Origin of the sequence: Rhizobium sp. NZLR10, assembly GCF_019685125.1 — a bacterium.
Classification (GTDB): Bacteria; Pseudomonadota; Alphaproteobacteria; order Rhizobiales; family Rhizobiaceae; genus Rhizobium.
This window is the reverse complement of record NZ_JABDWE010000003.1, coordinates 50,197-72,969: the sequence shown is the minus strand read 5'-3', so window position 1 is coordinate 72,969 and position 22,773 is coordinate 50,197. Positions and strand designations below refer to the sequence as shown.

The window sequence follows — 22,773 nt, the reverse complement described above, 5'->3', positions numbered from 1 at the left end:
TCCGCTGCAGACAATTCTCGCCAACAGCGAAAATGTAAAGCAAAAACTTGGGCCTACCTCACCTGTTAGAGCTTCGGCGTCAGCATCTCGAAACGATCGCGGATGGTGGCGCAAGTATCGCCGCCGAGCCTCGCAATGGCATCGAGCGCGGCCGGATCGACATGCAGCCGTTCCGGATCGACGACCCCGTCGCGGTAATGCGCATAGACGATCTCGCCCATGACGATCTGCCGCGAGCGGCCGAGCTCCAGGGTCACATGCCGCCGGCATTCGAAGGCGGCCGGCGCCTCGGCGATAAAGGGTGAGGCTACTTTCTCGCCTGATATCGCCGTCAATCCCGCTTCCTTCAGTTCGTCGACGCCGCGGGGATATTTGGCGCCGCAGACATGCATGGCCTCGGCGATGGCGAAGGAGACGATGTTGACCGTGAAGACCTCGGTCATGCGGATATTGTGGCCGGTGTCCTTGAACGACATGTCGGCATTGTTTTCGACCCCGATCGCTAGGATCGGCGGATCAGCCGAAAGGCAGTTGAAGAAACTGAAAGGCGCCGCGTTGACCTGGCCGTGCTCGTCGACCGTCGTCACCAGCGCGATCGGCCGCGGGATGATCGTACCGATCATCAGCTTGTAACGCTCGCGCTCCGAGAGCTGCTGGAAGTCGAAGGACACCGCCATGGGATCAGCCGACCCTCTGGGCCGGCGAGAACCCGCTCATCGCCCCTGTGAAGGATTTCGGCAATGGTGAGGCATAGGAGCCGCGCTTGCTGGTGGAAAGCTTAAGCGACACCAAGGCCTCGGCCTGCTTGACGGCGGCCGCCACACCATCGACGACCGGCACGCCGTAGATCGCCTGCAATTCGCGCGCCAGATCGGTCATGCCGGCGCAGCCGAGCACGATCGCCTCGGCGCCGTCTTCGGCAAGCGCCCGCGCGATCTCGGCCCGGAGCTTGCCGACCGCGCCCGAGGCCGCATCTTCCAGCTCCAGCACCGGGATATCGCAAGCGCGCACCCTGGCGCGGTCGCCCATGCCATAGCGGCGCACCAGATTGTCGATTAGCACCCGCGACCGCTCGAGCGTCGTCACCACGGTGAAGCGCTGCGCCAGGAAGCCGGCCGTCACGACTGCGGATTCGCAAAGCCCGAGGATCGGCACATCGGCAAAGCTCCGTGCCGCTTCGAGCCCCGTATCGTCGAAGCAGGCGATGACAGCCGCGTCGTATCCGGCCGCCTGCCGCTCCTTGAGTTCGCTAAGCAGACCGGGGATCGCCAGCGCGCCGTCATAGTGGCCCTCGATGGAGACGGGCCCCATGCGCGAGGTGGCGACGATAATCTCCGTGCCGGAAGCAGCCACCGCACGCGCGGCGGTCGCAGCCTTCTCGGTCATGGAGGCCGTGGTGTTCGGATTGACGATGAGGATGCGCATGTCAGTCTATCTTTGCCTGCCGCCGGCCGAGCATGGTCATGATGCCGAGCGCGATGAGAATGATGGTGAAGGAAAACAGTGTCGTCACCGTCCCGAGCGCATAGAGCACCGGCGTCGTGACATTGGTGGTCATGCCATAGATTTCGAGCGGCAGCGTGTTGTAACTGCCCGAGGTCATCAGCGTGCGGGCGAATTCGTCATAGGAGAGCGTGAAGCCGAACAGACCGACGCCGATCAGGCTCGGCGCGATCATCGGCAGCACCACATGGCAAAAGGTCTGCCAGGAGCTGGCACCGAGATCGCGCGCCGCCTCTTCATAGGCCGGCGAGAAGCGGTTGAAGACGGCAAACATGATCAGCACGCCGAAGGGCAGCGTCCAGGTGAGATGCGCGCCGAAGGCCGATGAATACCAGGCGGGCCTCAGCCCTCCCTCCTGGAAGACGACGCCGATACCGAGCGAAATGATGATCGACGGCACCACGAGACTTGCGACGGTGGCGTAAAACAGCGCGGTCGAACCTGGAAAACGGCGGCGGAAGGCAAGGCCGGCGAGCAGCGACACGGTGACGGTCACCACCATCACCATCAGCCCGAGAGTGAAGGAGCGCCGGAAGGAGGCGCCGAAATCGCCGACCGCCTGCTTCTCGAACAGGTTGAAGAACCAGTGGATGGAAACGCCGTTCATCGGGAAGGTCAGACCGCCGTCCGGCCCCTGGAAGGAGAGGATCAGGATCGCCGAAAGCGGGCCGTAGAGGAACAGCACGAAGATGACGAAGAAGATCGCCAGCAGATAGAATCCGAGGCCGCGTTTTTCGTGGTTCATCTCAAAGCTCCTTGCGGATGTCGACGACACGCAGGATGGCCGCGACCATCAAAAGCACCACGGCAAGCAGCACCACGGCATTGGCGGCCGCCGCCGGATATTGCAGCAGCGACATCTGGTTCTTCATCATCAATGCCACCGAGGCGCTCTGGCCGCCGGACATCACCTGCACCGTCGAAAAGTCGGCCATGACGAGGGTGACAACGAAGATCGTGCCGATCGCCATGCCGGGTTTGGCCAGCGGAATGACGACGTTCCACAGCACCTGCCAGCCCGACGCGCCCGCATCGCGTGCCGCCTCGAACAGCGACCGATCGATGCGCATCAGCGTGTTGAAGATCGGCGTCACCATGAACAGCGTATAGAGATGCACCATGGCGAGCACGACAGCGAAATCGGAATAGAGCAGCCATTCGATCGGCTGCGGGATGATGCCCATCTTGATCAGCGCCGAATTGATAAGACCGTTGCGCCCGAGCACCGGGATCCACGAAATCATCCGGATGATGTTCGAGGTCATGAACGGCACGGTACAGACGAGAAAGAGGATCATCTGGGTCGAGGTCTTGCGGATGTGGAAGGCCAGGAAATAGGCGACCCAGAAACCGATAAGAAGCGTCAGCGCCCAGACGATCGCCGTGAATTTCAACGTGTTGAGATAGGTCTTCCACGTCACCCACGAACCGAGCGTGTCGGTGTAGTTCATCGTCAGGAAATCGGGATAGAGGCCGGCGAAGTCGTAATCCCAGAAGCTGACGACGGATATCATAGCGATCGGCAGCAGGAAGAAGAAGCCGAGAATGCCGATCAGCGGCATCGCCTGGAGATAGGAGATCGCTGACGGGGAAAGGCGAAAGGAGCTTTTGCCGCGGGCGCCGTGACTGCCCTCTTCCGTTTCTGCTGCGATGGTCGCCATTATCCGGTTCTCCGTTCTGATTACGGCAGGTTGAACGAAGGTGCATGCCGCCCCCTCATCCGCCTGCCGGCACCTTTACCCGGGTCGAGCCACTGGTCTCGACCCGTCCCTTCGGACCCCCTAGGGGAGAAGAGAAACGCGGCAGCGCCTGGGCCACCGCGAACCTTGCTTTGGTTTCGCAGCATCGCTGCGAACTCCCTCTTCTCCCCGGCGGGGAGAAGATGCCCGAAGGGCAGATGAGGAGGCGGAGCGGAGCGACGTCTTCAGCATCAGCGAAAGACGACGCTGCCCCGCCCGAAACATCAGGCAGCGATGAACTCGTTCCAGCGGCGGACCATGTAGCGGTCTTCGTCCATCACGGAGTTCCAGCAGGCGACGGCGCCCATGCGGGTTTCGAACGAGCCGCCGTCACGCACGGCGCCGGCCTTTTCCATGACCTTGCCCTCGGGAGACAGGATGTCGCCCTGGGCCGGCTTGCCCTCGATCCAGTAGCCCCATTCGTCGGCCGACATGAATTCCTTGGCGGTGTCCATGGCAGCGGAATAGTAGCCCTGGCGGTTGAGGTAGCCGCCGACCCAGCCGGACGTGTACCAGTTGATGTATTCGTAAGCCGCATCGAGCTGGGCGCCCTTGAGATGCGAGGCAAGGCCGAGACCGCCGCCCCAGGCGCGATAGCCTTCCTTGAGCGGCTGGAAGGTGCAGGCGATGCCCTTGGAGCGGACGGCGGCGACGGCCGGCGACCACATCGACTGGATGACGACTTCGCCCGAGGCCATCAGGTTGACCGACTCGTCGAACGACTTCCAGAAGGCGCGGAACTGGCCGTCGGCCTTGGTCTTGATCAGGAATTCGATCGTCTTGTCGATCTCTTCCTTGGTCATGTTGCCCTTGTCGGCATATTTGATCTTGCCGGAGGCTTCCATGATCATCGCCGCATCCATGATGCCGATCGACGGAATGTTGAGGATCGCGGTCTTGCCCTTGAAAGCCGGGTCGAGAATATCGGCCCAGCTGGTGATCGGACGGCCGGTGAGGTCGGGGCGGATGCCGAGCGTGTCGGCATTGTAGATGGTTGGAACCATCGTCATCCACTGCGTCGGCTCCTTGGCGAATTTCTTGGAACCCTGCGCTTCGACGAAGCCGACCGTGTGCGGCGCCGTGCCCTGGGCGATGACGCTGTCTGCCTTCAGCTTGCCGTTGATGAACAGCGGCACGATCTTGTCGTAATATTTCAGCTTCTTGACGTCCATCGGCTGCATCACGCCTGTTGGAAACACCTTCTTGGCGATCCAGTATTCGATGTCGGCGATGTCGTAGCTGTCAGGCTGGGTGACGGCGCGCTGGGCGGCGGCATCGGAATCGGTCGCCGTCATCTCCAGCGTGATGCCGAGGTCGGCCTTGCACTTCTCGGCGATGGCATTGATGTTCGAAACACCGGTGCCGAACTGGCGAAGCGTGATGTTCGTCTTCGCCCAGATTGTCGGGAAGCCGGTGATGGCGCCGGAGCCGGCAATGGCGCCGACGGCGGCAGCACCCGTCTTCAGCAGGGTGCGGCGGGAAAGACCCTTTTCCGCCTTGGTCGATGTGGTTTCAGTCGTCATGCCAGTTCCCCTTTTTGTTGGATGGGCAAGGTTGGTTGTCGATGGTGGTTCAAGCGGAAGCGCGGCCGAGCAGCACGGCATCCTCGAGCGCCCAGCTGAGTGAGACGGCGTCGCCGACGGCGACCGGACGGGCGAAATAGTCGCTATCGTCGGCAATGACGGTGAAATCGTCGCTGCCGGCGCCGATAACGGTGATCTTCACCGAAGAGCCGCGATATTCGATGTTGGAGACGATCCCGTCGAAGCCGAGCGTCCATTCGGTCGCCACCTGCAAGCGGACACGGTCGGTGCGGATGCCGATATCGACGGGCTCTCCGATCTCCCTGCCCGTTCCACGCACCGAAAAGCTCTGCCCCTCCGGCACGCTCATGACGAGTACGCCGTTCTCGCTCGACGTTACCCGGCCGGTGAGCACGTTGTGATCGCCCATGAACCGGGCGACGAAGGCGGTCGCCGGCTTTTCGAAAATTTCGCGCGGTGCCGCGGCCTGCTCGATCCTTCCGTCATTCATGATGACGATGACATCGGCGAGCGCCATCGCCTCTTCCTGGCTGTGGGTGACGTGCACGAAGGTAATGCCGAGCGACTTCTGCAGTTTCTTGAGCTCGGCGCGCATGCGGATCTTCAAAAACGGATCGAGCGCCGACAGCGGCTCGTCGAGCAGCAGCGCTTCCGGGTCAGTGATCAGCGCGCGCGCCAGCGCCACGCGCTGTTGCTGGCCGCCGGAAAGCTGGGCCGGGCGCCTAACGGCATAGGACTCCATCTGCATCAGCTTCAGCATCTCGAGCGCCTTGGCCCGCCGTTCCGCCTTGTCGACGCCCTTCATCTTCAAGCTGAAGGCGACGTTGTCGATCAGGTCGAGATGCGGGAACAGCGCGTAGGACTGGAACATCATCGCCGTGCCGCGCCTGGCCGGCGGAAAATCGGTGACGACTGTATGGCCGAGCCGGATATCGCCCGACGAGATGCTCTCGTGGCCGGCGATCATCCGCAGCGTCGAGGTCTTGCCGCAACCCGACGGGCCGAGGAAGCAGCAATAGGAGCCGGCCGGAATCTTCAGGCTGATCTCATCGACCGCCGTCGTCGCGCCGTAGACCTTCGAAACGGATACTAAATCGATCTCTGCCGCTTTCGACATCATGCTTCCCCTGTTCGGAAAAGCCGATGCATCCGCCGTGCCAGATTCCCTCACGCCGCGCCAAGCTCTTGTGAAACAAAGATTTTGCCGACGACAGATCCATGAGGAGAATTTTGAGCACGACAGTGTCTGCACATGATTTAGGCTATCGTGCTCAATTTTTGCAAAAAATCGTATACAATTTAACCGGCATTTCGGGCACAAAATCATTTAACTTTTGCCGCGAAGCCGGATATGGTTTGCCCGCCATCAGGGAATGATTTCATGAAATCCGCCGCCACGGCTCAGCAGGCCGAAGAACCCGCCGAAACCGGCGCGCAACAGATCCGCGACGCCATTCGCGAGGCAATCGTCGAACGCAGGCTTTCGCCCGGCACCAAGCTTTCCGAAAGCGATGTCGGCAATCTTTTCAATGTCAGCCGTACGCTCGCCCGCGCCGCTTTGCAGGCGCTCTCCTATGAGGGCCTCGTCAACGTCGAAAAGAACCGCGGCGCCTTCGTTGCCTATCCCTCGCCTGAAGAAGCCCGCCAGATTTTCTCAGCCCGCCGCCTGGTCGAGCCCGGCCTGTTGCGTGAGGCAGCGGCGCGGATCACCCCGGATGACGTCAGAGATCTGAGAGAGCTGTTGCTGGAAGAGGGCCGGCTGATGGGCGAGCGTGGCCAGACGGCGCGCCGCGCCGAGATCAAGGCATCCGGCGATTTCCACTTGATGCTGGCGGTCATATCCGGCAATGCGATCATGCAGCGCTTCATGGAGGAGCTCGTTGCCCGCTCGTCCCTGGTGATCGCGCTTTACGGCCAGTCGACCGCCTCGAGCTGCGGCCATTCCGAACACGGCGAGATCATCTCGGCAATCGAAAGCACCGAACTGGACCGCGCCTGCGAGCTGATGCTGCATCACATCGCCCATATCGAGGGCGATCTCGACCTGCGCGAACGCAAGAGCCTCGGCCTCAAGGAAGCTTTCGAACTTTAACGGTGCCCGCCGAGCGATAAGCAGGCAAAGACGTCGGACGCGCGGCTTTCGCCACACTCCGTGTCGCGTCAAGCGGAGGGTCGAAACACTACCAAGGCGTCTGCTTCGGCAGCATTTCGAAGGCCGCGAAGATATCCTCGGCGGTCCGCGGCTCGCTCGAGCGCAGCTTCACGGCGCCGTCGCGGCCGACCAGGATCAGCCCGAACGCGCCGGATGGCGGCCCCTGCAGCCGCTCTCTGACATCGTCGGCATCGAGTTCGGAGCCGTCGTCGAACAGCGAGAAAGCACCGCCGCCGGCAATGATGAAAACCTCGACATCTTCCTCGATGAGACGCATATGCGCGTTCCGCAGCCAATCGTCCTGGATGACGGCGCGGTCGTCCTGCGCATCGGCGAAGATGATCAGCACGCGCTTTCTGTCGCGAAACTGCTCGAGCGATTGCGGAAGCTCCGGCGCGCGCCGCGGAGCGCCGATGATTTCATGAACGATGGATTTCAGCATGATGCTCATTCCTCACCCGCACTGGCGGCGGGCCTGCCGGTAAAACGGCTGGCAATGGGCGAGGTTCCGCCAGGAAGCGGAAAAGGATCGCGGCCATGGCCGCGATCCTCATCCAGTCAGTCGCGGTTCTGTTCTTCGGCGGTGCGAGCCGAAACGGCGACGAGATCAACCGTGCCATTGGCAAGAAGGCGCTTGCGCACCAGCACGCGCATGACACGCGCCGCCGTCGAGAAAGTCATCTGGTCGAGCGGGCCTTCGCCCTCCCACGGCTTGGTGAGCCGTTCGGTAACTGCGCCGACGATATTCATCGGCACGATATCTGTGCATTCGCGCATCGCTTCGAAAACGAAGCCGATGGGGATGACCCGTCCTTCGTAAGTCACGATCGGTTCGGTCAGTTCGCTGTCCCATTCCTCGAAGGCATAGAGCGCTTCGCGAAACAGCTGCTGGAGGGTAAACGGCGCATGGCCGTCATGAAGTGGCGGCAGGGCATTCATCATGTCTGTCTCCTCTTGATGGGTTGAAGCCAAAGTCCTCCGGTATCGGTCGCGCCAACGCGGGGAACGGAACGTTTTTGCTGCCCCTGCGAACCGATTAACACGATTGATTCTATAGACTAACGCGCCGGGGTAAAGCCCATTTATCGGCGATCCCGGAAGCGAATTCCATAACGCGCTGATATTCTTGCATTTTTTAGTTGAAATTTTCCCCGCGCCGACCGTTCTTGAAAATCTATGTCGCAGCTCCAGATTGCCCCGCAATGGCACGACCGCGCGAAAAAACGCTGAAAATTCACGGAACTTTTGTCGCTGTAATCTGTTTTGTTCTCACATTTGAAAAACAGTCTGGGGTAATCACCAATGACGCAAATCCGTGAACCGGAGCGCCGAAGCAGGATCCTGCGCGGCCGGCCCTACAGCCTTGATGAATTCGCTTCCAAATATGGCCTGCTGAGCGATCAGGCCGAAAGCCTGTTCACCCGCTTTGGCCCCTCCTCGATCGAACTCGACCTGCTGATGGCCGCCAAGCGCCGCCTGCCGGTTCGCCACGACAGACCAATTACTCATGACAGAATTGCGGAATAAACACCTTTAACGAATGGAATGAATAGATGAGCAACAGACGCCACGAATGGATCAGCAAAAGAGCTTACGCGATCTGGGAAGAACAGGGCCGCCCGCAAGGACGTGATGACGATCACTGGCGCCAGGCGGTTGCCGAACGCAATGCGCTGGAACGCACCCAGGCCTCCGTTGATGGCCGCGAGGTGCTGGTGAAGTTTCGCCCGAAGCCGCAGCGGCCGGAAATGCCATGCCAGGACTGGGCCAATCCATCGACAAAGGTCGGCTGATCTTTTCTGCGGAGCGCATCCCTTGCCAAGAAGCCCCCTGTGGCCGGCCTCGTCCTTCGAGGCCTCTGCGGGGCACCTCAGGATGAGGTCGGAGAGAGGCGCGCTTGCCTCATCGGAGAACGCGGCGCTTGCCGCCGATAGTCTAACAGCAGGCACAACAGCTAGCCCTCATGGTGAGGAGGCCCGCAGCCTCATCCACATCGCCACATTAATCGCCAGTGGCCGGCCTCGTCCTTCGAGGCCCCGGGCGGGGTACCTCAGGAGGAGGGCGGAGAGATGTGCGGCTTGCCTCACCGGAGGCCGCCGTGCCTCCGATAGTCTGGCAGCAGGGCGCAACAACTAGCCCTCATGGTGAGGAGGCCCGCAGGGCCGTCTCGAACCACGAGGGCGGGTGGCGGGGCACTCACGGCGCCGCACGATTGCTGCCCACTCGCTCCCCATGCTAGCCTTCCACCATGGAAGTCACCGTTTATATCCTCCGCTGCAGCGACGGCTCGTATTACACCGGCCTCACCAAGCAGGAGATCGAGGCGCGTGTCTGGGAGCACAATGCCGGGACCTATGACGGCTACACTGCCAAGCGCCTCCCGGTCGAACTCGTCTTCACCGAAACCTATGACCGCATCATCGACGCCATCGCCCGCGAGCGGCAGATCAAGGGCTGGTCCCGCCGTAAGAAGGAGGCGTTGATTGCCATGGATTACGAGGCCTTGCCGGAATTGTCCAAACGCGGGCCAGTCGAGGCCAAGTGAGCGCGCGTGGCCGGTGGCCGACCTCGTCCTTCGAGGCCCCTGCGGGGCGCCTCAGGATGATGGCGGAGAGAGGGCGCGGCCAGCCTCACCGGAGGGCGGAGCGAAGCTGAGATCCGTCGACCAAGCCAAAAGCACTCCGATCACCCACTAGCCACACGGCACCACGACCAGCCCTCATCCTGAGGTGCGCAGGCCAGAGGCCGGAGCCTCGAAGGGCGGGGGCGGGTGATAGCCGCAGCTCCCATTACCGGAGGAGATAGCGGTGGCCGGCCTCGTCCTTCGAGGCCCCTGCGGGACACCTCAGGATGAGGGCGGAGAGATGCCGCGGCTTGCCTGAGCGGAACGAGGGTGTAGCGCGTCTGTCGCGCGGGAGGGTCCGCAATGGCACAGTGCAACCGCTTCCCCGGACACTGGAAACGCTTCATCAAGCATATTGACACAAATCCATGGAATACGGGCTTTCCGCTTACCCGCCTGCGACATTGCCGCTCGACACTTTCTTCGCAAAATCGGAAACGGATAAGAATGAAACGTGGTCACTCGCGGGACACGGATTTTATCTCGCCGCGGCACCAATTCCGGTGCCCGGCCGATCCTGTAATATCGGGAAAAGCCTGAAACGCCCGCCAGGGCAGGCCATGTCAGAAAGCGTTGTTTTCCACGCAAAGCGCCCGGTGGACCTCGGTCCAGAACAGCGCCAGCGGCGTGTCGCCATTGCGTTCGGCAACGAGCGCGCGGATCAGCGCTTCGGAGCCTGCCATGTCCTGCCAGCTGGATTTCAGGCCCTTGGCGGCCTGTTGGCATTCGGCAATCTCGAATGGTCTTCTGCTGTCCATATGAGGTCTCCTCGTGGAAAGGCGCTAGCAGACGGAGCCTGGATTGTCATTCCCCGCATATGTGGGGATGCCTTGTATTTATGACGGTCCTCGCGGTAGGATTGAGGGAATTGGGGCAGTGGAAATGACTGAGAATACCTATAGCGAAAAGTTCGAGTCGGCTTTCGAACAGATCAAGGCTGCGGCCAATGTAGATGGCGCCATCCGCGTTCTGCAGGCGGAATATGGCCTCGATTTCGTCACCTACCACCTCGCCCAGACGATCGCCAGCAAGATCGATTCGCCCTTCGTGCGCACCACCTATCCGGATGCCTGGGTCTCGCGTTATCTCCTGAACAGCTATGTGAGGGTCGATCCGATCGTCAAGCAGGGCTTCGAACGCCAGCTGCCGTTCGACTGGAGCGAGGTCGAGCCGACGCCGGAGGCCTATGCCATGCTTGTCGACGCCCAGAAGCACGGCATTGGCGGCAACGGCTACTCCATTCCCGTCGCCGACAAGGCGCAGCGCCGCGCGCTTCTGTCGGTGAATGCCCGCATACCGGTCGACGAATGGACCGAGCTGGTCCGCCGCTGCCGCACCGAATGGATCGAGATCGCCCATCTGATCCATCGCAAGGCGGTCTACGAGCTGCACGGTGAGAACGATCCGGTGCCGGCATTGTCGCCGCGCGAAATCGAGTGCCTGCATTGGACGGCGCTGGGCAAGGATTACAAGGATATCTCGGTCATCCTGGGCATTTCCGAGCACACGACGCGCGACTATCTGAAGACCGCCCGCTTCAAGCTCGGCTGCGCCACGATCTCGGCCGCCGCCTCGCGGGCCGTGCAATTGCGCATCATCAATCCCTGAAGCGCGTCGCGCGTCTTTTGAGACGGGCAAAGGATGCTGTAACTTCGAATCCTCGCATCGTGCTTTCCGAAAATCGTTTCCGATTTTCGGGCCGGTGCGCCAGGTCGTCGTTTGGCGCATGTCGTTGTCGCAAAACCGCGGCACAGTTTTGCGCGACATGCTCTGCCCCCCTCATCTGAGGGGGCCCATCTGAGGGAATTTCCGATCCGGCCCGTCTGAACCATTCTGCTCTCCACGAACTTGCAAACGCTGGAGGGCAAGATGTTTGTAATCATTCAGGCTCACGAATATCAGAAATACGCTGCCGTACTTGATCAGATGTTTCGCCTGCGCAAGCAGGTTTTCGCCGATACGCTCGGCTGGGACGTTCCCGTCGTCGGCCCTTACGAGCGCGACAGCTACGATGCGCTCGCTCCCGCCTATCTCGTCTGGTGCAACGACAGCCGCACCCGTCTTTATGGCGGCATGCGCCTGATGCCGACGACCGGCCCGACCCTTCTCTACGATGTCTTCCGCGAGACTTTTCCGGATGCCGCCAATCTCATTGCGCCGGGCATCTGGGAGGGCACGCGCATGTGCATCGATGAGGAGGCGATCGCCAGGGATTTCCCGAATATCGACGCCGGCCGCGCCTTCTCGATGATGCTGCTGGCGCTTTGCGAATGCGCGCTCGATCACGGCATCCACACGATGATTTCCAACTACGAGCCCTATCTCAAGCGCGTCTACAAACGTGCCGGCGCCGAAGTGGAAGAACTCGGCCGCGCAGACGGTTACGGCAAGTATCCCGTCTGCTGCGGCGCCTTCGAGGTGTCGGACCGCGTGCTGTGCAAGATGCGCGCCGCCCTCGGCCTGACCCTACCCCTTTATATCAGACACGTGCCGGCCCGCTCGGTCGTGACCCAATTCCTGGAGATGGCAGCATGAACCGCCTCGCTGAAACCGCAATACAGAAAGATATCGGCGCCTTGGAGCGCCACGTGCTCGCCTCCCGCGACATTGCCACGCAGATAGGGGATCCCTTCCTCTCCTATCTCCTCTCGATGGCGCTGTTCACGATCTACGAAAAGAAGGCTCACCACGAGAACGAGGCGCTGAAGAGCAGCTTCAGCTGAGGGCGCGACCCCCTCCGCACGCCCGAAGACCAGCATGTCTCCCGGCGCCTCGCGCGCAGCCGCAAAACCGTCCCCGTTTTGCGGCTGCGCGCCCAGTCATGTCATGGGGAAGTCCTATCACCAAGCAATCCAGTCACGTCATCAGCGAAGCGATCGTCGAGATCAGCGCGTCGTGCATGTAGGGCTTCGGCAGGAAGGCGGTGTTGGCCGGCAGCGCCATGGGGTCCAGCCGCACCATGCCCGAGGTGATGATGATGCCGATATTCGGCCGCATCGCCCTCACCCGCTTGGCAAGCTGGATCCCGTCCATCGAACCTGCCATGTTGACGTCGGTGAACAGGATATCGACATCCTGCCTGCCCTTCAGCACCACCAACGCCTCATCGGCATTTGCCGCCTCCAGCGCCACATGGCCGACATCTTCAAGCACATCGAGGACAGTGAACCGGATCAGCGGCTCGTCCTCGACGATAAGCACCACGGCACTGTTCAACGCCACCATCTGCGACCGCCCTCTTCATCGAATCCAATCTCTGTAATTGCCGCCCGCGCGAGAAGGTTCCAGTACCGGCGCCCACGAAAGATGCACCGTCCACAGATGCTTGCGCTCTGCGCTTGTGGCTCCCTGCAATTTGCGTTAGAGCGAACCGATGCTGTGGGAACCATTGCCCCGGCATCCAGGCGCCGGCCTCCGGCGCCAAGGCGCCCACCACCGGCGTCAAGGGCCTGTAGCTCAATGGTTAGAGCCGGCGGCTCATAACCGCTTGGTTGGGGGTTCGAGTCCCTCCGGGCCCACCACCATCCTAAGGTTTTGAATTTTCATAAATTTTAGGTGTAGCCGGACGCGAAATTCCGGAATTTTGACACGAGGTTCCGGAATTTTTGGACATCTGTTGAAGCCCTCTTAAAGCTCGTTTGAAGCTGCCTCAAACCATCCTCAATGTCATTCCGCCCCGAAAAATTGCGATGGTCGTTTGACCATGTAGTGATCGTCACAGACAGCAATTTCCAATATAGATCGCCACTCGAAACGGAATGGCCAGAGAGGCAATCCGCAATATCACTGGGGGTGTATGAACGATGACGTTGATCGCGAGCTTCAAGTGGAGGCAGACCTACTTTGCGTTTGGAGACACGTTGGTCACCACCCCGAAGAAAACATACGAAGACACGCCCATACCCACACGAGACCTCCCCAATGAAACCGAGCAGCTGGATGGAAGTGGTCTCTGGGTTGCTGGCCTAGCAAGGAAGGTTTTCACGATCGGCCCTCATATCGTCTTCGGGTGGAGCGGGCCGATGGCAAATTTTGAGAAAGCTCTTCGATATCTTTACGCGGCGCCGCTCGATAAACCTTTATCGCTGGAGGATCTAAAAACTATCTTGAATAAAGCGGGACTTCCGACTGATCGAGCATCAGCCTGGTTCGTCAACGCATTTATATGTGATGGAGGTTTGGCAGGATTCAGCCACAACATGCAGAAAATCGCCCAGGAGAAGGACGGCGTAATTTCGGTTGCGGGTTCCGGGGCGCAGACATTCCGAGAGATCCTGGATTTGGACAGCGCCGCCGAGACGGACGGTCTAACCGTCTTTAAACGCACATTAGCCACTCAAGCGCGTTTGCTCCTTGGACAACAACGCCAAGGCCACCATCTCGACCATGCGTTTGGAGGCGCATTTGAATTCATAGGAAGTGCGAATCATTCATTCGTCAATTTGGATCGTGTGCTAATCGTATTTCGCGACTATTGGGATGTCGGCGAGCAAAATGACGTTCGTAAGGATGTGGACAATGTTTCGCGTGTCGGCAACACTTTCAGCAAAATTGACGCTGCCTACTACATGAGCCACATCGACGATACGCTGGTCGTTGGTCGCTGGTTTCCCGGATCACACAAAATGTTTGCCGCGCCTCGGCCATTTGACGATCAGTTGCCTTCACTGGGTGAAACCTCCTGGTGCGGGGTAGATCAGGTATTGGAGGTTTTAACGCACTATACTGGCAATAGGTCTTCGGTGTTCGATCGGATCCCGGATGAATACGATTTCGAGGTGATAGGGGAAGCAACCCGCGTCACCCTTCCAATGTCGCTCCCGGTGGACTTGGAGAGCGCACTTCGCGAACATATTGGTCAAGAAGCTTAAATGGCCGGACCGCCGTCTCGGGCATAGTTACTGTCCTCCGTAGCCGATTACTTGGCGAGAGATTTGTCTCGTCGGAGGCAGCGTCTAGACCGCCTATCACTTACGGTTTGCCAACTATCGGCTGGTGGAGACTTACCGAGAATGATCGGAAACCTCGAGTTCGGCAGCGCTTTGCGGATTGATACGCGCATGATCAGCCTGATCGCCGAGCCACCTGCCTTTCGATAGAAGTTGTGGTACTTATTAATGGATGTCGTTGTTCTCGGGAGGGGTAGCAATTCATGGTCGTGCACAGGGATATGACTAGCGACGAATGGAAGTGGCTTGTGCGCCTCTGCCAACACGAAGCGGATAGCATTCCGAAGGAAATCGAAGCGCGGTTTACCGAACTTGGTCTGTTCGGGCCGAATGGTCTTTCGGACAATGCCAGGAATCTGGTTCAAAATGAACTGCTGGCAGAGCGGCGGAACAGACTGCAAGGGCTTCACTGAGTGATAATTTTGGACGCCAAGCAGGCGTCCAAGGCGGTGATGTTCATTGCGGCACGGCCCAAGCCGGAAAACCGACTATCTCGGCGGCGGCGTTTCCTAGAGTGGCTATTTGGAGAGCCAATGGCCTCCCCAACAGGTTTTCCGGGTTAGGCTTAGCCCTCGGGTGAAGCTGGCGAAGGTTTGTCAACAAATAACGAAATCTTGATCGACAAGCACAGTTATCGGAATGCCACATCGACCCTAGTTGTCAGGAATACAAGGACACTCTTTGGGCAATGCTGGATGGTCACATGCTACAAACTCGCAAACTATTGGCAGCCATGACAACCGTCTTCGTCATCTCCATGTCGGCATCGTCCTGCACCACGAGCTCACATGACTCGGTGCAAACGGGCTCGGTCGGGTATACCTCTCACAGCGCTGACTTTGCTCTCCGGCCCGCCTGCCGCAATGGATTCGGCAACGATCGTCCGTGCAGCTATTAGCGCTGGAAATGCGGACGCCAGTGCCGTGATAGCTCCATTGGTCGGTGCCGCATCTTTCGGCACGGCATGCTTGTCAGACGGAAAAGTGGAGCCGCCGGCTGCAGGCAGTTGGCTGTAATTGCCCAACAATCTCCGCTTGCTCGGTCCATGGGAAGCCAGTCGTGGATTGGGCCATAGGGGCGATGTGGGGCGAAACATAGGCTACCGCCACGACAGCATCAGACTGACTTCGTCCAACGACATGGTGCTCAGGACTCTTCCTAATAACTACAAGAACGCCCGTCGCTAGGTCTGAACCCGCCCCCGCAGGCCGGGTTGAGCGGGCGACTCTCGTGATAGTAACCGTCGCCGATCGAAGAGGTCTGGTCGAGGCTTCCGGACGACGTGCAGGCCGACGTGATCGTTGCAAGGCTGATCAGCGTTCCGGTCGCGATAAAGGCGAAAAATCGGTTCATCTGAGCGTCTCCTTCGGAAGGGCGTGATTTCAGCCCAAGAGGGCAATCTACCACGCGATGACGGGTGTTTGTGAGGATTTAGAGCGGTTGGCCGCCTCGGCGGCCCCGCCTAACGCCAATGTGATCGCCTTTCACCTGCCTCCGAGCCATGCACTGTCGCATAACTGTCATGTAAAATTGCCCATTGCGATGGCAGCTTGGGCAAAATATATGCTGCCGGCTAACAAAAAAAAGAATGAGTGAACTGCCATGAGTGCCCTGCATAAACTTTTCAACCGCAATCTCCTGACCCGTTTCGTGACCGGTCTCGGTGCGGTTCCCCAGCGTTTTCGCGACGCGCGCGAAGAGCGCAAGCCTGCGATCCATCCGTCGTTTATGGATGATTTCGGCGCATAAAGCGCGCCGCGAAGCCGTCTGCGGCTTCTGATCAAGAAATAGGCAATTCCTTCCGGAACTAGGACCAGTCGACAGGCCGGCCTTCGGCGCCTGCGAAACCGTGGAACTGCAGACCAAGCCGGTGAAAACCGTGCCCAGGATGGAGAGGGTGTGCCGTGGTCGGCCCCCTCTGCCCTGCCGGGCATCTCCCCCACAGGTGGGGAGATCGGCAAGTGGCTAGGCCTTCCTACCTCTCTTCCGTTGCGTCGTTCTGCGACGCCAATTGTCTGGGGAAACCCGTGCGCCCAGCCAATCTCCCCACCCGTGGGGGTCCGAAGGACGGGTCGAGACCCGCGGCTCGACCCCGGGCCCGGCAGGGCAGAGGGGGCTGACACGGCACACTCTCCGTTACTCGCCAGCACAGGACGCGTTCTCTTTCACTCCCTGTTGAGCCGAATGTTGCAGCCGACCGCTGAACGGATTTTGAGTTCCACCCACGCATCCCGCACATTTTTCTCCCGATGCGCCTCCGCCCTTCCTTTCCGCCGCAATAGCTTCACAATCAACCGACAGAAAGTGGTTCCGGGAAACGACAACTAGGGAATGAAACATGGCGCCGATTCTCTCCAAAACTATTCTGATGACTGCCCTTCTGGCTCTGCCGCTTGGCAGCGCAGCGCCCGCATTGGCGCAGGAAGCAAAGCCGCGCGAGGCGGTGATCTCGGTGACGGGCGATGGCGAATCGGCCATCGCTCCCGATATGGCTGTCGTCAATCTCGCGGTCGTCAAGCAGGCGAAAACCGCCCGCGAAGCGCTCGACGAGAACAACAAGGCGATGAACGAGGTGCTTAAGGCGCTGAAGGACGGCGGCATCGCCGAGCGCGATCTACAAACCTCAGGCTTTTCCATCCAGCCGCAATATAACTATCCGCAGCCGGTCGATGGCCAGCAACAGCAGCCGCAGCTGATCGGCTACCAGACCATCAATTCGGTCACCGTCAGGCTGCGCGATCTCGCCAAACTCGGCCAGGTGATCGACCAGTCCGTCACCCTCGGTATCAACCAGGGCGGCGACATCCAGTTCACCAACGACAAGCCGGAAGCAGCCCTCGAACAGGCGCGCAAGAATGCCGTCGCCGAGGCCGTCAAGAAGGCGAAGACGCTGAGCGAAGCCGCTGGCGTCAAGCTCGGCCGGATCATCGAGATCAACGAGAACGTCCCTCGCCCGATGCCGCAGCCCGCCTATCGCGCCACGATGATGAAGGAAGCTTCCGACGCTGCCGTTCCCGTCCAGGGCGGCGAGAACAGTTACAATGTCAGCGTCACCGTGACCTTCGCCATCGATCAGTAAGCATGACAGCGCCGCGTGTCCTTCAGACGCGCGGCGCTGTCAAAGAATTACACAAAAAGAAAACCGCCCTTGCCGATCCGGGAGACTGGCAAAGGCGGTCGGTATTCTAGTCGATATCAGCGACGCAGAGCGGGGCAGCCGCGGACGTTGCCGAAGCTTATCTGGTCGGGGCCGCGACGTGTCCAGCCCTGGACGATGACGCGGCGCGGCGTGACGTCGACGACGCGGGCGCGGCGGAAGCCGAAATCGCGGGCCATATCTTCAGCGAGACGCGGATCGCAACCGCGCGGCCGGCGATCGTAGCCCAGAGGCGGACGGTCGTAGCCGGGCGGCGGACGGCGGTAATCCCGCGGCTGATCACGATCCTGATCGCCGATAATGATATTCAACTGCGCGGCGGCAGGCGCCATCGTGCCGGCAAGGGTGCCGGCTGTCAGCATGGCGGCAAGACCCGCCTTTGCCAAAAACTGCATCATTTAAAAACCTTTCGTTTGAAAGTCGGTGCGGCCGAGCCGCCCGCCTATTACTCCGCATTCCGCCGAAGCGTCATTTGGGAATCACCCATACGGGCTAGAGAAGAGACAAGTGAAAGTGTCGCCGTCAAGGCAAAAGCGGCCGGCAAGCGCCGTGTCGGTGCTTGCCGGCTCAGTCCTCAGCGCCGGATCAGCGGGCAGCCGCGGACATTTGCGAAGGTGATCCTGTCCCAGCCGCGACGCTCACGCCCCGCAACGACGACGACGCGCGGCGACATGCGGGTGATGCGGGCATCGCGCAGGCCGAAGTCGCGCGCCTTGCGCACCGCATGCATCGGCGAGCAACCGCGGATCGGACGATGGTATTGCGCTTCGACGACGAGGTTCGTCTGCTGCCCTGCGGCTGCCGCGGTCGAAGCCGTGACCGGAATGGAGCAGAGGGCGAGCAATGCGGCAAGCGAGGCTTTGGCGAGCAAATGCGTCATGGGGCGTCTCCGTCGATTTGTTCTTTGTTTTTACGCATGTCGTAATTGCGCGACATGCTCGAACTCTCCCTTCAGGGATTGTCTCGACAGTAAACGCTGCAAACTGAATGGCGTTCGAACCGCGCATTCAGTTCTCATTCAGAAGGATTAATCCTTTCAGGCACTGAGATGCAGGACGATTTCGCGCCGGTGCGGCCGGTCGCGATGTTCGAACAAATAAAGGCCCTGCCAGGTGCCGAGCATCAGCCGCGCCCTCGCGACGGGGATGCCGATCGACACCTGAGTGAGCGCCGCCTTGATATGCGCCGGCATGTCGTCCGGCCCCTCGGCCCTATGCACGACCCAGCCCATCGCGGGATCGGAGGCCGGCGGCACGAGGCGGCGGAAGAAGGCGAGAAGATCGGTTTGTACGTCGGGATCGGCATTTTCCTGGATCAGCAGCGAACAGGAAGTGTGCCGCACGAAGACGGTGAGAAGCCCCTCCTCCTGCCCAGCCGCTCTGACGAAGGCCTTCGCCTGGTCGGTGAATTCGTAAAGTCCCTGCCCACGTGTGGCTAGTGTAAGGACCGTCTGGGGCAAGGCGCTCTCCCGTCTCGGAGTGATATCCCCGCGAGTTGGCGCGTCATGGCGGCCAAGTCAATGCCTCGAAAAGCGGGAGCGCCGGCATCAGAGCCTGAGCAGCGTCTCGAAGCCACCATAGATCATCCGCTTGCCATCAAACGGCATCTGCCATTGGTCGCCTTTGAGCCTGGGATCGGCCATCACCTTGGCATTGATATCGTCGCGCTCCTGCCGCGACCGGTAGACGATCCAGGAAAACACCACCACCTCGTCCTCTTTGGCTTGCACGGCGCGAGGAAAGGAGGTCAGCGTGCCATAGGGCACGTCGTCGCCGATGCATTCGACATATTCGAGCGCGCCATATTCCTTCCAGATCGACCCGGCGAAGGCCGAGAATTCCTTATAGGCTTCGATATTCTCCTTCGGCACCGCCACGATGAAACCATCGACATAGGACATTGCACGCCTCCTCCATCTATCTCACGCTGACGGGAGAAATAGGAGACCAGTCGGGTAGTTCCAGACCGACCGACCGTTCACCCGATCGAAAGCGGGCTGGCAACACGGCTGTATCGAAATTTACTGATTTATTCTCCACTTATATAATGAACGCCTAAAATTTGACAGTATTGCTCCGCGATCTAATGTTACCTGACAGCACCCGCCTACGCGGCGTGTGCCCGCGTTCAGGCGTCGACATCAATACAGCTCTTGGAGGATGTATTCATGATCAAACTTGCTTCTATCGGAACAGCCGTCGCCCTTGGTATCGGAGCATTTACCTTCGCGTCTCACGCGAATGCGCTGACGATGAACGAATGCAGCGCCAAATACAAAGCGGCACAAGCGGCCAACAGCCTGAATGGAATGAAGTGGAACGATTTCCGTAAGGCGCAGTGCGGAACCGATGCCGCGGCAGCACCTGCGGCCACAGCACCTGCTGCGGGCGATGCCAAGAACGAAGAGCCGACGATGGCCAATACGGACAATGCATCCGAACCGCCGGCAACCACGACCAAGGCTCCGAAGGGCGTGGTCTTCCCCACCAAGGTCTCGGCGAAATACGCAAGCGAGACCCCGGGTAAGGCGAGAATGCATACCTGTCTCGATCAATACAAAACCGACAAGGCCAATGACAGCCTGGGCGGCCTCACCTGGATCAAGAAGGGCGGCGGCTATTACAGCATCTGCAACAGCAAACTCAAGTCCTGACGTCTTTTCGCTCGGCTATCACAGGCGTCGCCACGCGGCGGCGCCGATCACGATCTACACGGAGGATGCGATGAGTCTCTTTGATAATTTGGGCGGCATGCTGAGCAAGGCGATCAGCAACCATCCGGGCGGCCTCGGCGGACTGATGTCCGATGCCTTTTCCCAATTCGGCGGCCTGGACGGCGTGGTGACGAAACTGAACGACGCCGGCCTCGGGTCGCGTGTCAATTCCTGGCTCGGGCGTGGCGAAAACCAGCCGATCACCCCAGACGAAATCCGTTCCGCACTCTCGAACGAATATCTCGTCTCGCTTGCGCAGAAGCTTGGCGTGCCGACGGACCAGGTGGCGAATATCCTCGCGCAACACCTGCCGGTCGCGGTCGATCAGGCAAGCCCGGACGGCACGATCCGGACGCCCTGAGTCTCAACACGCCATAGCGGCCTTCCCTTGGCACGCTTCGGCCCGATCAGGGCCCATTGACCAGCTTGAGGATGAGCTGCTGGATATTTCCGCCGTCGCCGAGTTCGATCTTGTCGAAGTCGCGGCCGCTCTGGCGTTGCCTCATGGAAATCTCGCCGAGGCGGCGCGTCAGCTCGATCCGGATCTTCTTGCAGTCGGGATCATCGGCGACGGTGAGGCCGATGCTCATCGCCTCGATTTCCCTGACCATCGCCTTGATGGTGTCGCCATGCACCCGCTCATGGGCGTACACGCCCGTAATGAAGGCATCCCAGCTGCTTCTAACGGCAGGCGCCAGCGCTGCCGATGGCTTCGGCAGCGTATAGGTGATGATGAGCTTCGGCCGGTTGGTGATGATGACGCAGGCATTGCCCTGCGGTTCGTATTTCCGGGTCCATGTCAGCTTGAACGTCGTATGCGCGATCGCCCGGCTCGCGCCGGCTTCAGGCCCCCGCGCCCCGATCGATTCGTAGAGTTCGGCGCCGGTCGTTCCCGATATCGAATAGGGCCGCACCTCTTCCACAGCCTGCCAATCGGCCAGCGCCACGATCGGCGCCGATGCGAACACGGTCGCGAGCACACAGGATAGAAAAACTTTCGTCACGCGCGGTCCCCGCCGAATAATGTTTCGGGCGAACCTAACGGCGGCCGCCGCTGCTTTCAACGCACCAGCCATGCATCAGCCCTGCAGCGTCTTGACCTTGGTCAGGTCGGGGAAGAGCCGCACCCACAGGAGCACGACGATAACAGTGCCGAGCCCGCCGACGATGCCGGTGGCGACGGGACCGAGGGCTGCCGCCATCATGCCGGATTCGAATTCGCCGAGCTGGTTGGAGGTGCCGATGAACAGCGAGTTGACGGCGCTGACGCGGCCCCGCATCTCGTCCGGCGTCAGAAGCTGCACCAGCGAGCTGCGCACGACGACGCTGACCGTATCGGACGCGCCGACGACGAGCAGTGCGGCGACGGAAAGCGCGATATTGGTGGAGAGTGCAAAGACGATGGTGGCGACGCCGAATACCGCAACGGCGGCAAGCATTTTGCGCCCAACATTGCTTTCGAGCGGCCGGCGGGCCAGCACGATCGACATGGCGAGCGCGCCGACCGCCGGTGCGGCGCGCAAGAAGCCCAGTCCCCAGGGGCCGGCATGCAGGATATCGCTGGCAAACATCGGCAGCAGCGCGGTTGCGCCACCGAGCAGCACTGCGAAGAGATCGAGCGAGATGGTGCCGAGCATCACCGGCCGGCTGCGGATGAAGGAGACGCCGGCAAAGACCGAGGCAAGCGTCACCGGCTCGCGCTTGGCAGGCGCCCATTGCATGCGGATCGAGATGACGTTGACGCTCGCGACGGCAAAGAGCAGCGCCGACACGGCAAAGGGCGCGACCGGGTTCAGCCCGTAAAGCAGGCCGCCGAGTGACGGGCCGATGATCAGCGCCGTCTGCATCAGCGAAGTGGAGGTTGCGACCGCCTTTTGCAGCATCGAGGCCGGCACGATATTCGGCAGCAGCGCCGCCATGGTCGGCCGCTCGAAGGCGACGACGGCGCCGAGCACCGTGACCGCGACAAGAATGCCGGCTGGCGTCAGCCGTTGCTGCCAGGTGGCAACCGCCAGCACCAGCGCCGTCACCGACTCGATCACCTGGCAGACGAGGCCGATGCGCCGCCGGTCGAACCGGTCGGCGACATGGCCGACGACGAAGGTCAGCAGCGCCATCGGCAGGAACTGGCAGAGGCCGACGAGGCCGAGCGCAAAGGCGCTATGCGTCTGGTCATAGATCATCCAGCCCATGGCAATGCCGATGGACTGGAATGCAAGCGAGGAAAACACGCGGGAGGCAGCGAAGTTCAGATAGCCTGGGTGGCGAAGAACGCTCCGCGGGCCTTGGGATATGTCCATTGCGATGTCACCGGCAGGCCGCGGCTGCGCCAGCCTTCTTGGGAGTTCTGGGAAGGTCGGAACGGTGTTCTGCCCCGATACGCTGTTTGTCAA

The 22,773-nt window shown here is 60.6% G+C and carries 31 protein-coding genes and 1 tRNA gene; 15 read left to right on the top strand and 17 right to left on the bottom strand.

All coding sequences use genetic code 11. From position 1 onward, the window contains the following. Positions 1-65: 65 nt before the first annotated feature. From HJB82_RS06025 to HJB82_RS06000, 6 genes are all read right to left on the bottom strand, one after another. Complete coding sequence (locus HJB82_RS06025; protein ID WP_221139713.1) at positions 66-677, bottom strand: flavin reductase family protein; 612 nt, start codon at positions 675-677, stop codon at positions 66-68. A 4-nt stretch (positions 678-681) separates the two neighbouring features. Continuing rightward, positions 682-1,425, bottom strand: coding sequence for an aspartate/glutamate racemase family protein (locus tag HJB82_RS06020; protein ID WP_221139712.1), 744 nt, complete (start codon positions 1,423-1,425; stop codon positions 682-684). Between the two features lies 1 nt (position 1,426). Then, positions 1,427-2,248 (bottom strand): ABC transporter permease, encoded by an 822-nt coding sequence (locus HJB82_RS06015; protein ID WP_221139711.1) that lies wholly within the window; start codon positions 2,246-2,248, stop codon positions 1,427-1,429. A gap of 1 nt (position 2,249) precedes the next feature. After that, the gene (locus HJB82_RS06010; protein WP_221139710.1) at positions 2,250-3,164 is read right to left on the bottom strand and encodes an ABC transporter permease; all 915 of its coding nucleotides are present in this window, start codon (positions 3,162-3,164) and stop codon (positions 2,250-2,252) included. Positions 3,165-3,466: 302 nt separating this feature from the next. Then, a complete protein-coding gene (locus HJB82_RS06005) occupies positions 3,467-4,765 on the bottom strand; it encodes a PotD/PotF family extracellular solute-binding protein (RefSeq protein WP_207581187.1) in 1,299 nt (432 codons plus the stop codon). A 49-nt stretch (positions 4,766-4,814) separates the two neighbouring features. Continuing rightward, a complete protein-coding gene (locus HJB82_RS06000; protein WP_207581188.1) occupies positions 4,815-5,903 on the bottom strand; it encodes an ABC transporter ATP-binding protein in 1,089 nt (362 codons plus the stop codon). Positions 5,904-6,167: 264 nt separating this feature from the next. Between HJB82_RS06000 and HJB82_RS05995 the strand changes: the two genes are divergently transcribed. Continuing rightward, positions 6,168-6,878 carry a GntR family transcriptional regulator gene (locus HJB82_RS05995; RefSeq protein WP_221139709.1) on the top strand — a complete coding sequence of 237 codons (711 nt, stop codon included), beginning with the start codon at positions 6,168-6,170 and terminating at the stop codon, positions 6,876-6,878. An 88-nt stretch (positions 6,879-6,966) separates the two neighbouring features. Here HJB82_RS05995 and HJB82_RS05990 read toward each other — a convergent pair whose 3' ends face one another. After that, positions 6,967-7,380 (bottom strand): DUF4174 domain-containing protein, encoded by a 414-nt coding sequence (locus tag HJB82_RS05990; RefSeq protein ID WP_207581190.1) that lies wholly within the window; start codon positions 7,378-7,380, stop codon positions 6,967-6,969. A 116-nt stretch (positions 7,381-7,496) separates the two neighbouring features. After that, on the bottom strand, positions 7,497-7,880 hold the full coding sequence (locus HJB82_RS05985; protein WP_207581191.1) for a hypothetical protein: 384 nt from the start codon (positions 7,878-7,880) through the stop codon (positions 7,497-7,499). 360 nt (positions 7,881-8,240) lie between these two features. Between HJB82_RS05985 and HJB82_RS05980 the strand changes: the two genes are divergently transcribed. From HJB82_RS05980 to HJB82_RS05970, 3 genes are all read left to right on the top strand, one after another. Further along, a complete protein-coding gene (locus tag HJB82_RS05980) occupies positions 8,241-8,465 on the top strand; it encodes a hypothetical protein (protein ID WP_207581192.1) in 225 nt (74 codons plus the stop codon). Between the two features lie 26 nt (positions 8,466-8,491). After that, a complete protein-coding gene (locus HJB82_RS05975; protein WP_207581193.1) occupies positions 8,492-8,731 on the top strand; it encodes a DUF2934 domain-containing protein in 240 nt (79 codons plus the stop codon). A 455-nt stretch (positions 8,732-9,186) separates the two neighbouring features. Next, positions 9,187-9,483 (top strand): GIY-YIG nuclease family protein, encoded by a 297-nt coding sequence (locus HJB82_RS05970; protein WP_207581194.1) that lies wholly within the window; start codon positions 9,187-9,189, stop codon positions 9,481-9,483. 641 nt (positions 9,484-10,124) lie between these two features. On the opposite strand, the gene HJB82_RS05965 is transcribed toward HJB82_RS05970, so the two are convergent. Further along, a complete protein-coding gene (locus HJB82_RS05965; protein WP_207581195.1) occupies positions 10,125-10,319 on the bottom strand; it encodes a hypothetical protein in 195 nt (64 codons plus the stop codon). A gap of 124 nt (positions 10,320-10,443) precedes the next feature. On the opposite strand from HJB82_RS05965, the gene HJB82_RS05960 reads away from it, so the two are divergent. From HJB82_RS05960 to HJB82_RS05950, 3 genes are all read left to right on the top strand, one after another. After that, positions 10,444-11,169 carry a LuxR family transcriptional regulator gene (locus HJB82_RS05960; RefSeq protein WP_207581196.1) on the top strand — a complete coding sequence of 242 codons (726 nt, stop codon included), beginning with the start codon at positions 10,444-10,446 and terminating at the stop codon, positions 11,167-11,169. Positions 11,170-11,430: 261 nt separating this feature from the next. Next, positions 11,431-12,096, top strand: coding sequence for an acyl-homoserine-lactone synthase (locus HJB82_RS05955; RefSeq protein ID WP_207581197.1), 666 nt, complete (start codon positions 11,431-11,433; stop codon positions 12,094-12,096). Beyond that, the gene (locus tag HJB82_RS05950) at positions 12,093-12,284 is read left to right on the top strand and encodes a hypothetical protein (protein ID WP_003593249.1); all 192 of its coding nucleotides are present in this window, start codon (positions 12,093-12,095) and stop codon (positions 12,282-12,284) included. Before HJB82_RS05955 ends, HJB82_RS05950 begins: the two co-directional genes overlap by 4 nt. A gap of 133 nt (positions 12,285-12,417) precedes the next feature. On the opposite strand, the gene HJB82_RS05945 is transcribed toward HJB82_RS05950, so the two are convergent. Beyond that, positions 12,418-12,786: a response regulator gene (locus HJB82_RS05945; RefSeq protein ID WP_207581198.1), complete on the bottom strand. Its 369-nt coding sequence runs from the start codon at positions 12,784-12,786 to the stop codon at positions 12,418-12,420. A 220-nt stretch (positions 12,787-13,006) separates the two neighbouring features. Here HJB82_RS05945 and HJB82_RS05940 point away from each other — a divergent pair. From HJB82_RS05940 to HJB82_RS31505, 4 genes are all read left to right on the top strand, one after another. Further along, positions 13,007-13,082 (top strand) — tRNA-Ile (locus HJB82_RS05940). 282 nt (positions 13,083-13,364) lie between these two features. Next, complete coding sequence (locus tag HJB82_RS05935) at positions 13,365-14,432, top strand: hypothetical protein (RefSeq protein ID WP_221139708.1); 1,068 nt, start codon at positions 13,365-13,367, stop codon at positions 14,430-14,432. A 281-nt stretch (positions 14,433-14,713) separates the two neighbouring features. Then, on the top strand, positions 14,714-14,923 hold the full coding sequence (locus tag HJB82_RS31885) for a hypothetical protein (RefSeq protein ID WP_207581200.1): 210 nt from the start codon (positions 14,714-14,716) through the stop codon (positions 14,921-14,923). A 290-nt stretch (positions 14,924-15,213) separates the two neighbouring features. Next, positions 15,214-15,408, top strand: coding sequence for a hypothetical protein (locus HJB82_RS31505; RefSeq protein ID WP_259671359.1), 195 nt, complete (start codon positions 15,214-15,216; stop codon positions 15,406-15,408). Positions 15,409-15,668: 260 nt separating this feature from the next. On the opposite strand, the gene HJB82_RS05930 is transcribed toward HJB82_RS31505, so the two are convergent. Next, positions 15,669-15,863: a hypothetical protein gene (locus HJB82_RS05930; RefSeq protein WP_207581201.1), complete on the bottom strand. Its 195-nt coding sequence runs from the start codon at positions 15,861-15,863 to the stop codon at positions 15,669-15,671. Positions 15,864-16,112: 249 nt separating this feature from the next. On the opposite strand from HJB82_RS05930, the gene HJB82_RS05925 reads away from it, so the two are divergent. Then, entirely contained in the window at positions 16,113-16,259 is a 147-nt protein-coding gene (locus HJB82_RS05925) for a hypothetical protein (protein ID WP_003593213.1), read from the top strand. A gap of 589 nt (positions 16,260-16,848) precedes the next feature. Then, positions 16,849-17,589: an SIMPL domain-containing protein gene (locus HJB82_RS05920; RefSeq protein ID WP_221115826.1), complete on the top strand. Its 741-nt coding sequence runs from the start codon at positions 16,849-16,851 to the stop codon at positions 17,587-17,589. Between the two features lie 116 nt (positions 17,590-17,705). On the opposite strand, the gene HJB82_RS05915 is transcribed toward HJB82_RS05920, so the two are convergent. The 4 genes from HJB82_RS05915 to HJB82_RS05900 all read right to left on the bottom strand — a co-directional run bounded on the left by HJB82_RS05915 (position 17,706) and on the right by HJB82_RS05900 (position 19,567). Next, the gene (locus HJB82_RS05915) at positions 17,706-18,065 is read right to left on the bottom strand and encodes a hypothetical protein (protein ID WP_221115827.1); all 360 of its coding nucleotides are present in this window, start codon (positions 18,063-18,065) and stop codon (positions 17,706-17,708) included. A 176-nt stretch (positions 18,066-18,241) separates the two neighbouring features. Next, positions 18,242-18,547 carry a hypothetical protein gene (locus HJB82_RS05910; protein ID WP_221139707.1) on the bottom strand — a complete coding sequence of 102 codons (306 nt, stop codon included), beginning with the start codon at positions 18,545-18,547 and terminating at the stop codon, positions 18,242-18,244. 156 nt (positions 18,548-18,703) lie between these two features. After that, positions 18,704-19,126 (bottom strand): secondary thiamine-phosphate synthase enzyme YjbQ, encoded by a 423-nt coding sequence (locus HJB82_RS05905; protein WP_221139706.1) that lies wholly within the window; start codon positions 19,124-19,126, stop codon positions 18,704-18,706. Positions 19,127-19,213: 87 nt separating this feature from the next. Beyond that, entirely contained in the window at positions 19,214-19,567 is a 354-nt protein-coding gene (locus HJB82_RS05900; RefSeq protein WP_207581206.1) for a DUF1428 domain-containing protein, read from the bottom strand. A 267-nt stretch (positions 19,568-19,834) separates the two neighbouring features. Here HJB82_RS05900 and HJB82_RS05895 point away from each other — a divergent pair, with 267 nt between their 5' ends. Continuing rightward, positions 19,835-20,320, top strand: coding sequence for a hypothetical protein (locus HJB82_RS05895; RefSeq protein WP_207581207.1), 486 nt, complete (start codon positions 19,835-19,837; stop codon positions 20,318-20,320). Between the two features lie 70 nt (positions 20,321-20,390). After that, the gene (locus HJB82_RS05890) at positions 20,391-20,741 is read left to right on the top strand and encodes a YidB family protein (protein ID WP_221139705.1); all 351 of its coding nucleotides are present in this window, start codon (positions 20,391-20,393) and stop codon (positions 20,739-20,741) included. 46 nt (positions 20,742-20,787) lie between these two features. Here HJB82_RS05890 and HJB82_RS05885 read toward each other — a convergent pair whose 3' ends face one another. Together HJB82_RS05885 and HJB82_RS05880 are read right to left on the bottom strand one after the other, a co-directional pair. Continuing rightward, positions 20,788-21,456: a DUF922 domain-containing Zn-dependent protease gene (locus HJB82_RS05885; RefSeq protein WP_221139704.1), complete on the bottom strand. Its 669-nt coding sequence runs from the start codon at positions 21,454-21,456 to the stop codon at positions 20,788-20,790. A gap of 3 nt (positions 21,457-21,459) precedes the next feature. After that, complete coding sequence (locus HJB82_RS05880; protein WP_221139703.1) at positions 21,460-22,680, bottom strand: MFS transporter; 1,221 nt, start codon at positions 22,678-22,680, stop codon at positions 21,460-21,462. Positions 22,681-22,773: the final 93 nt, after the last annotated feature.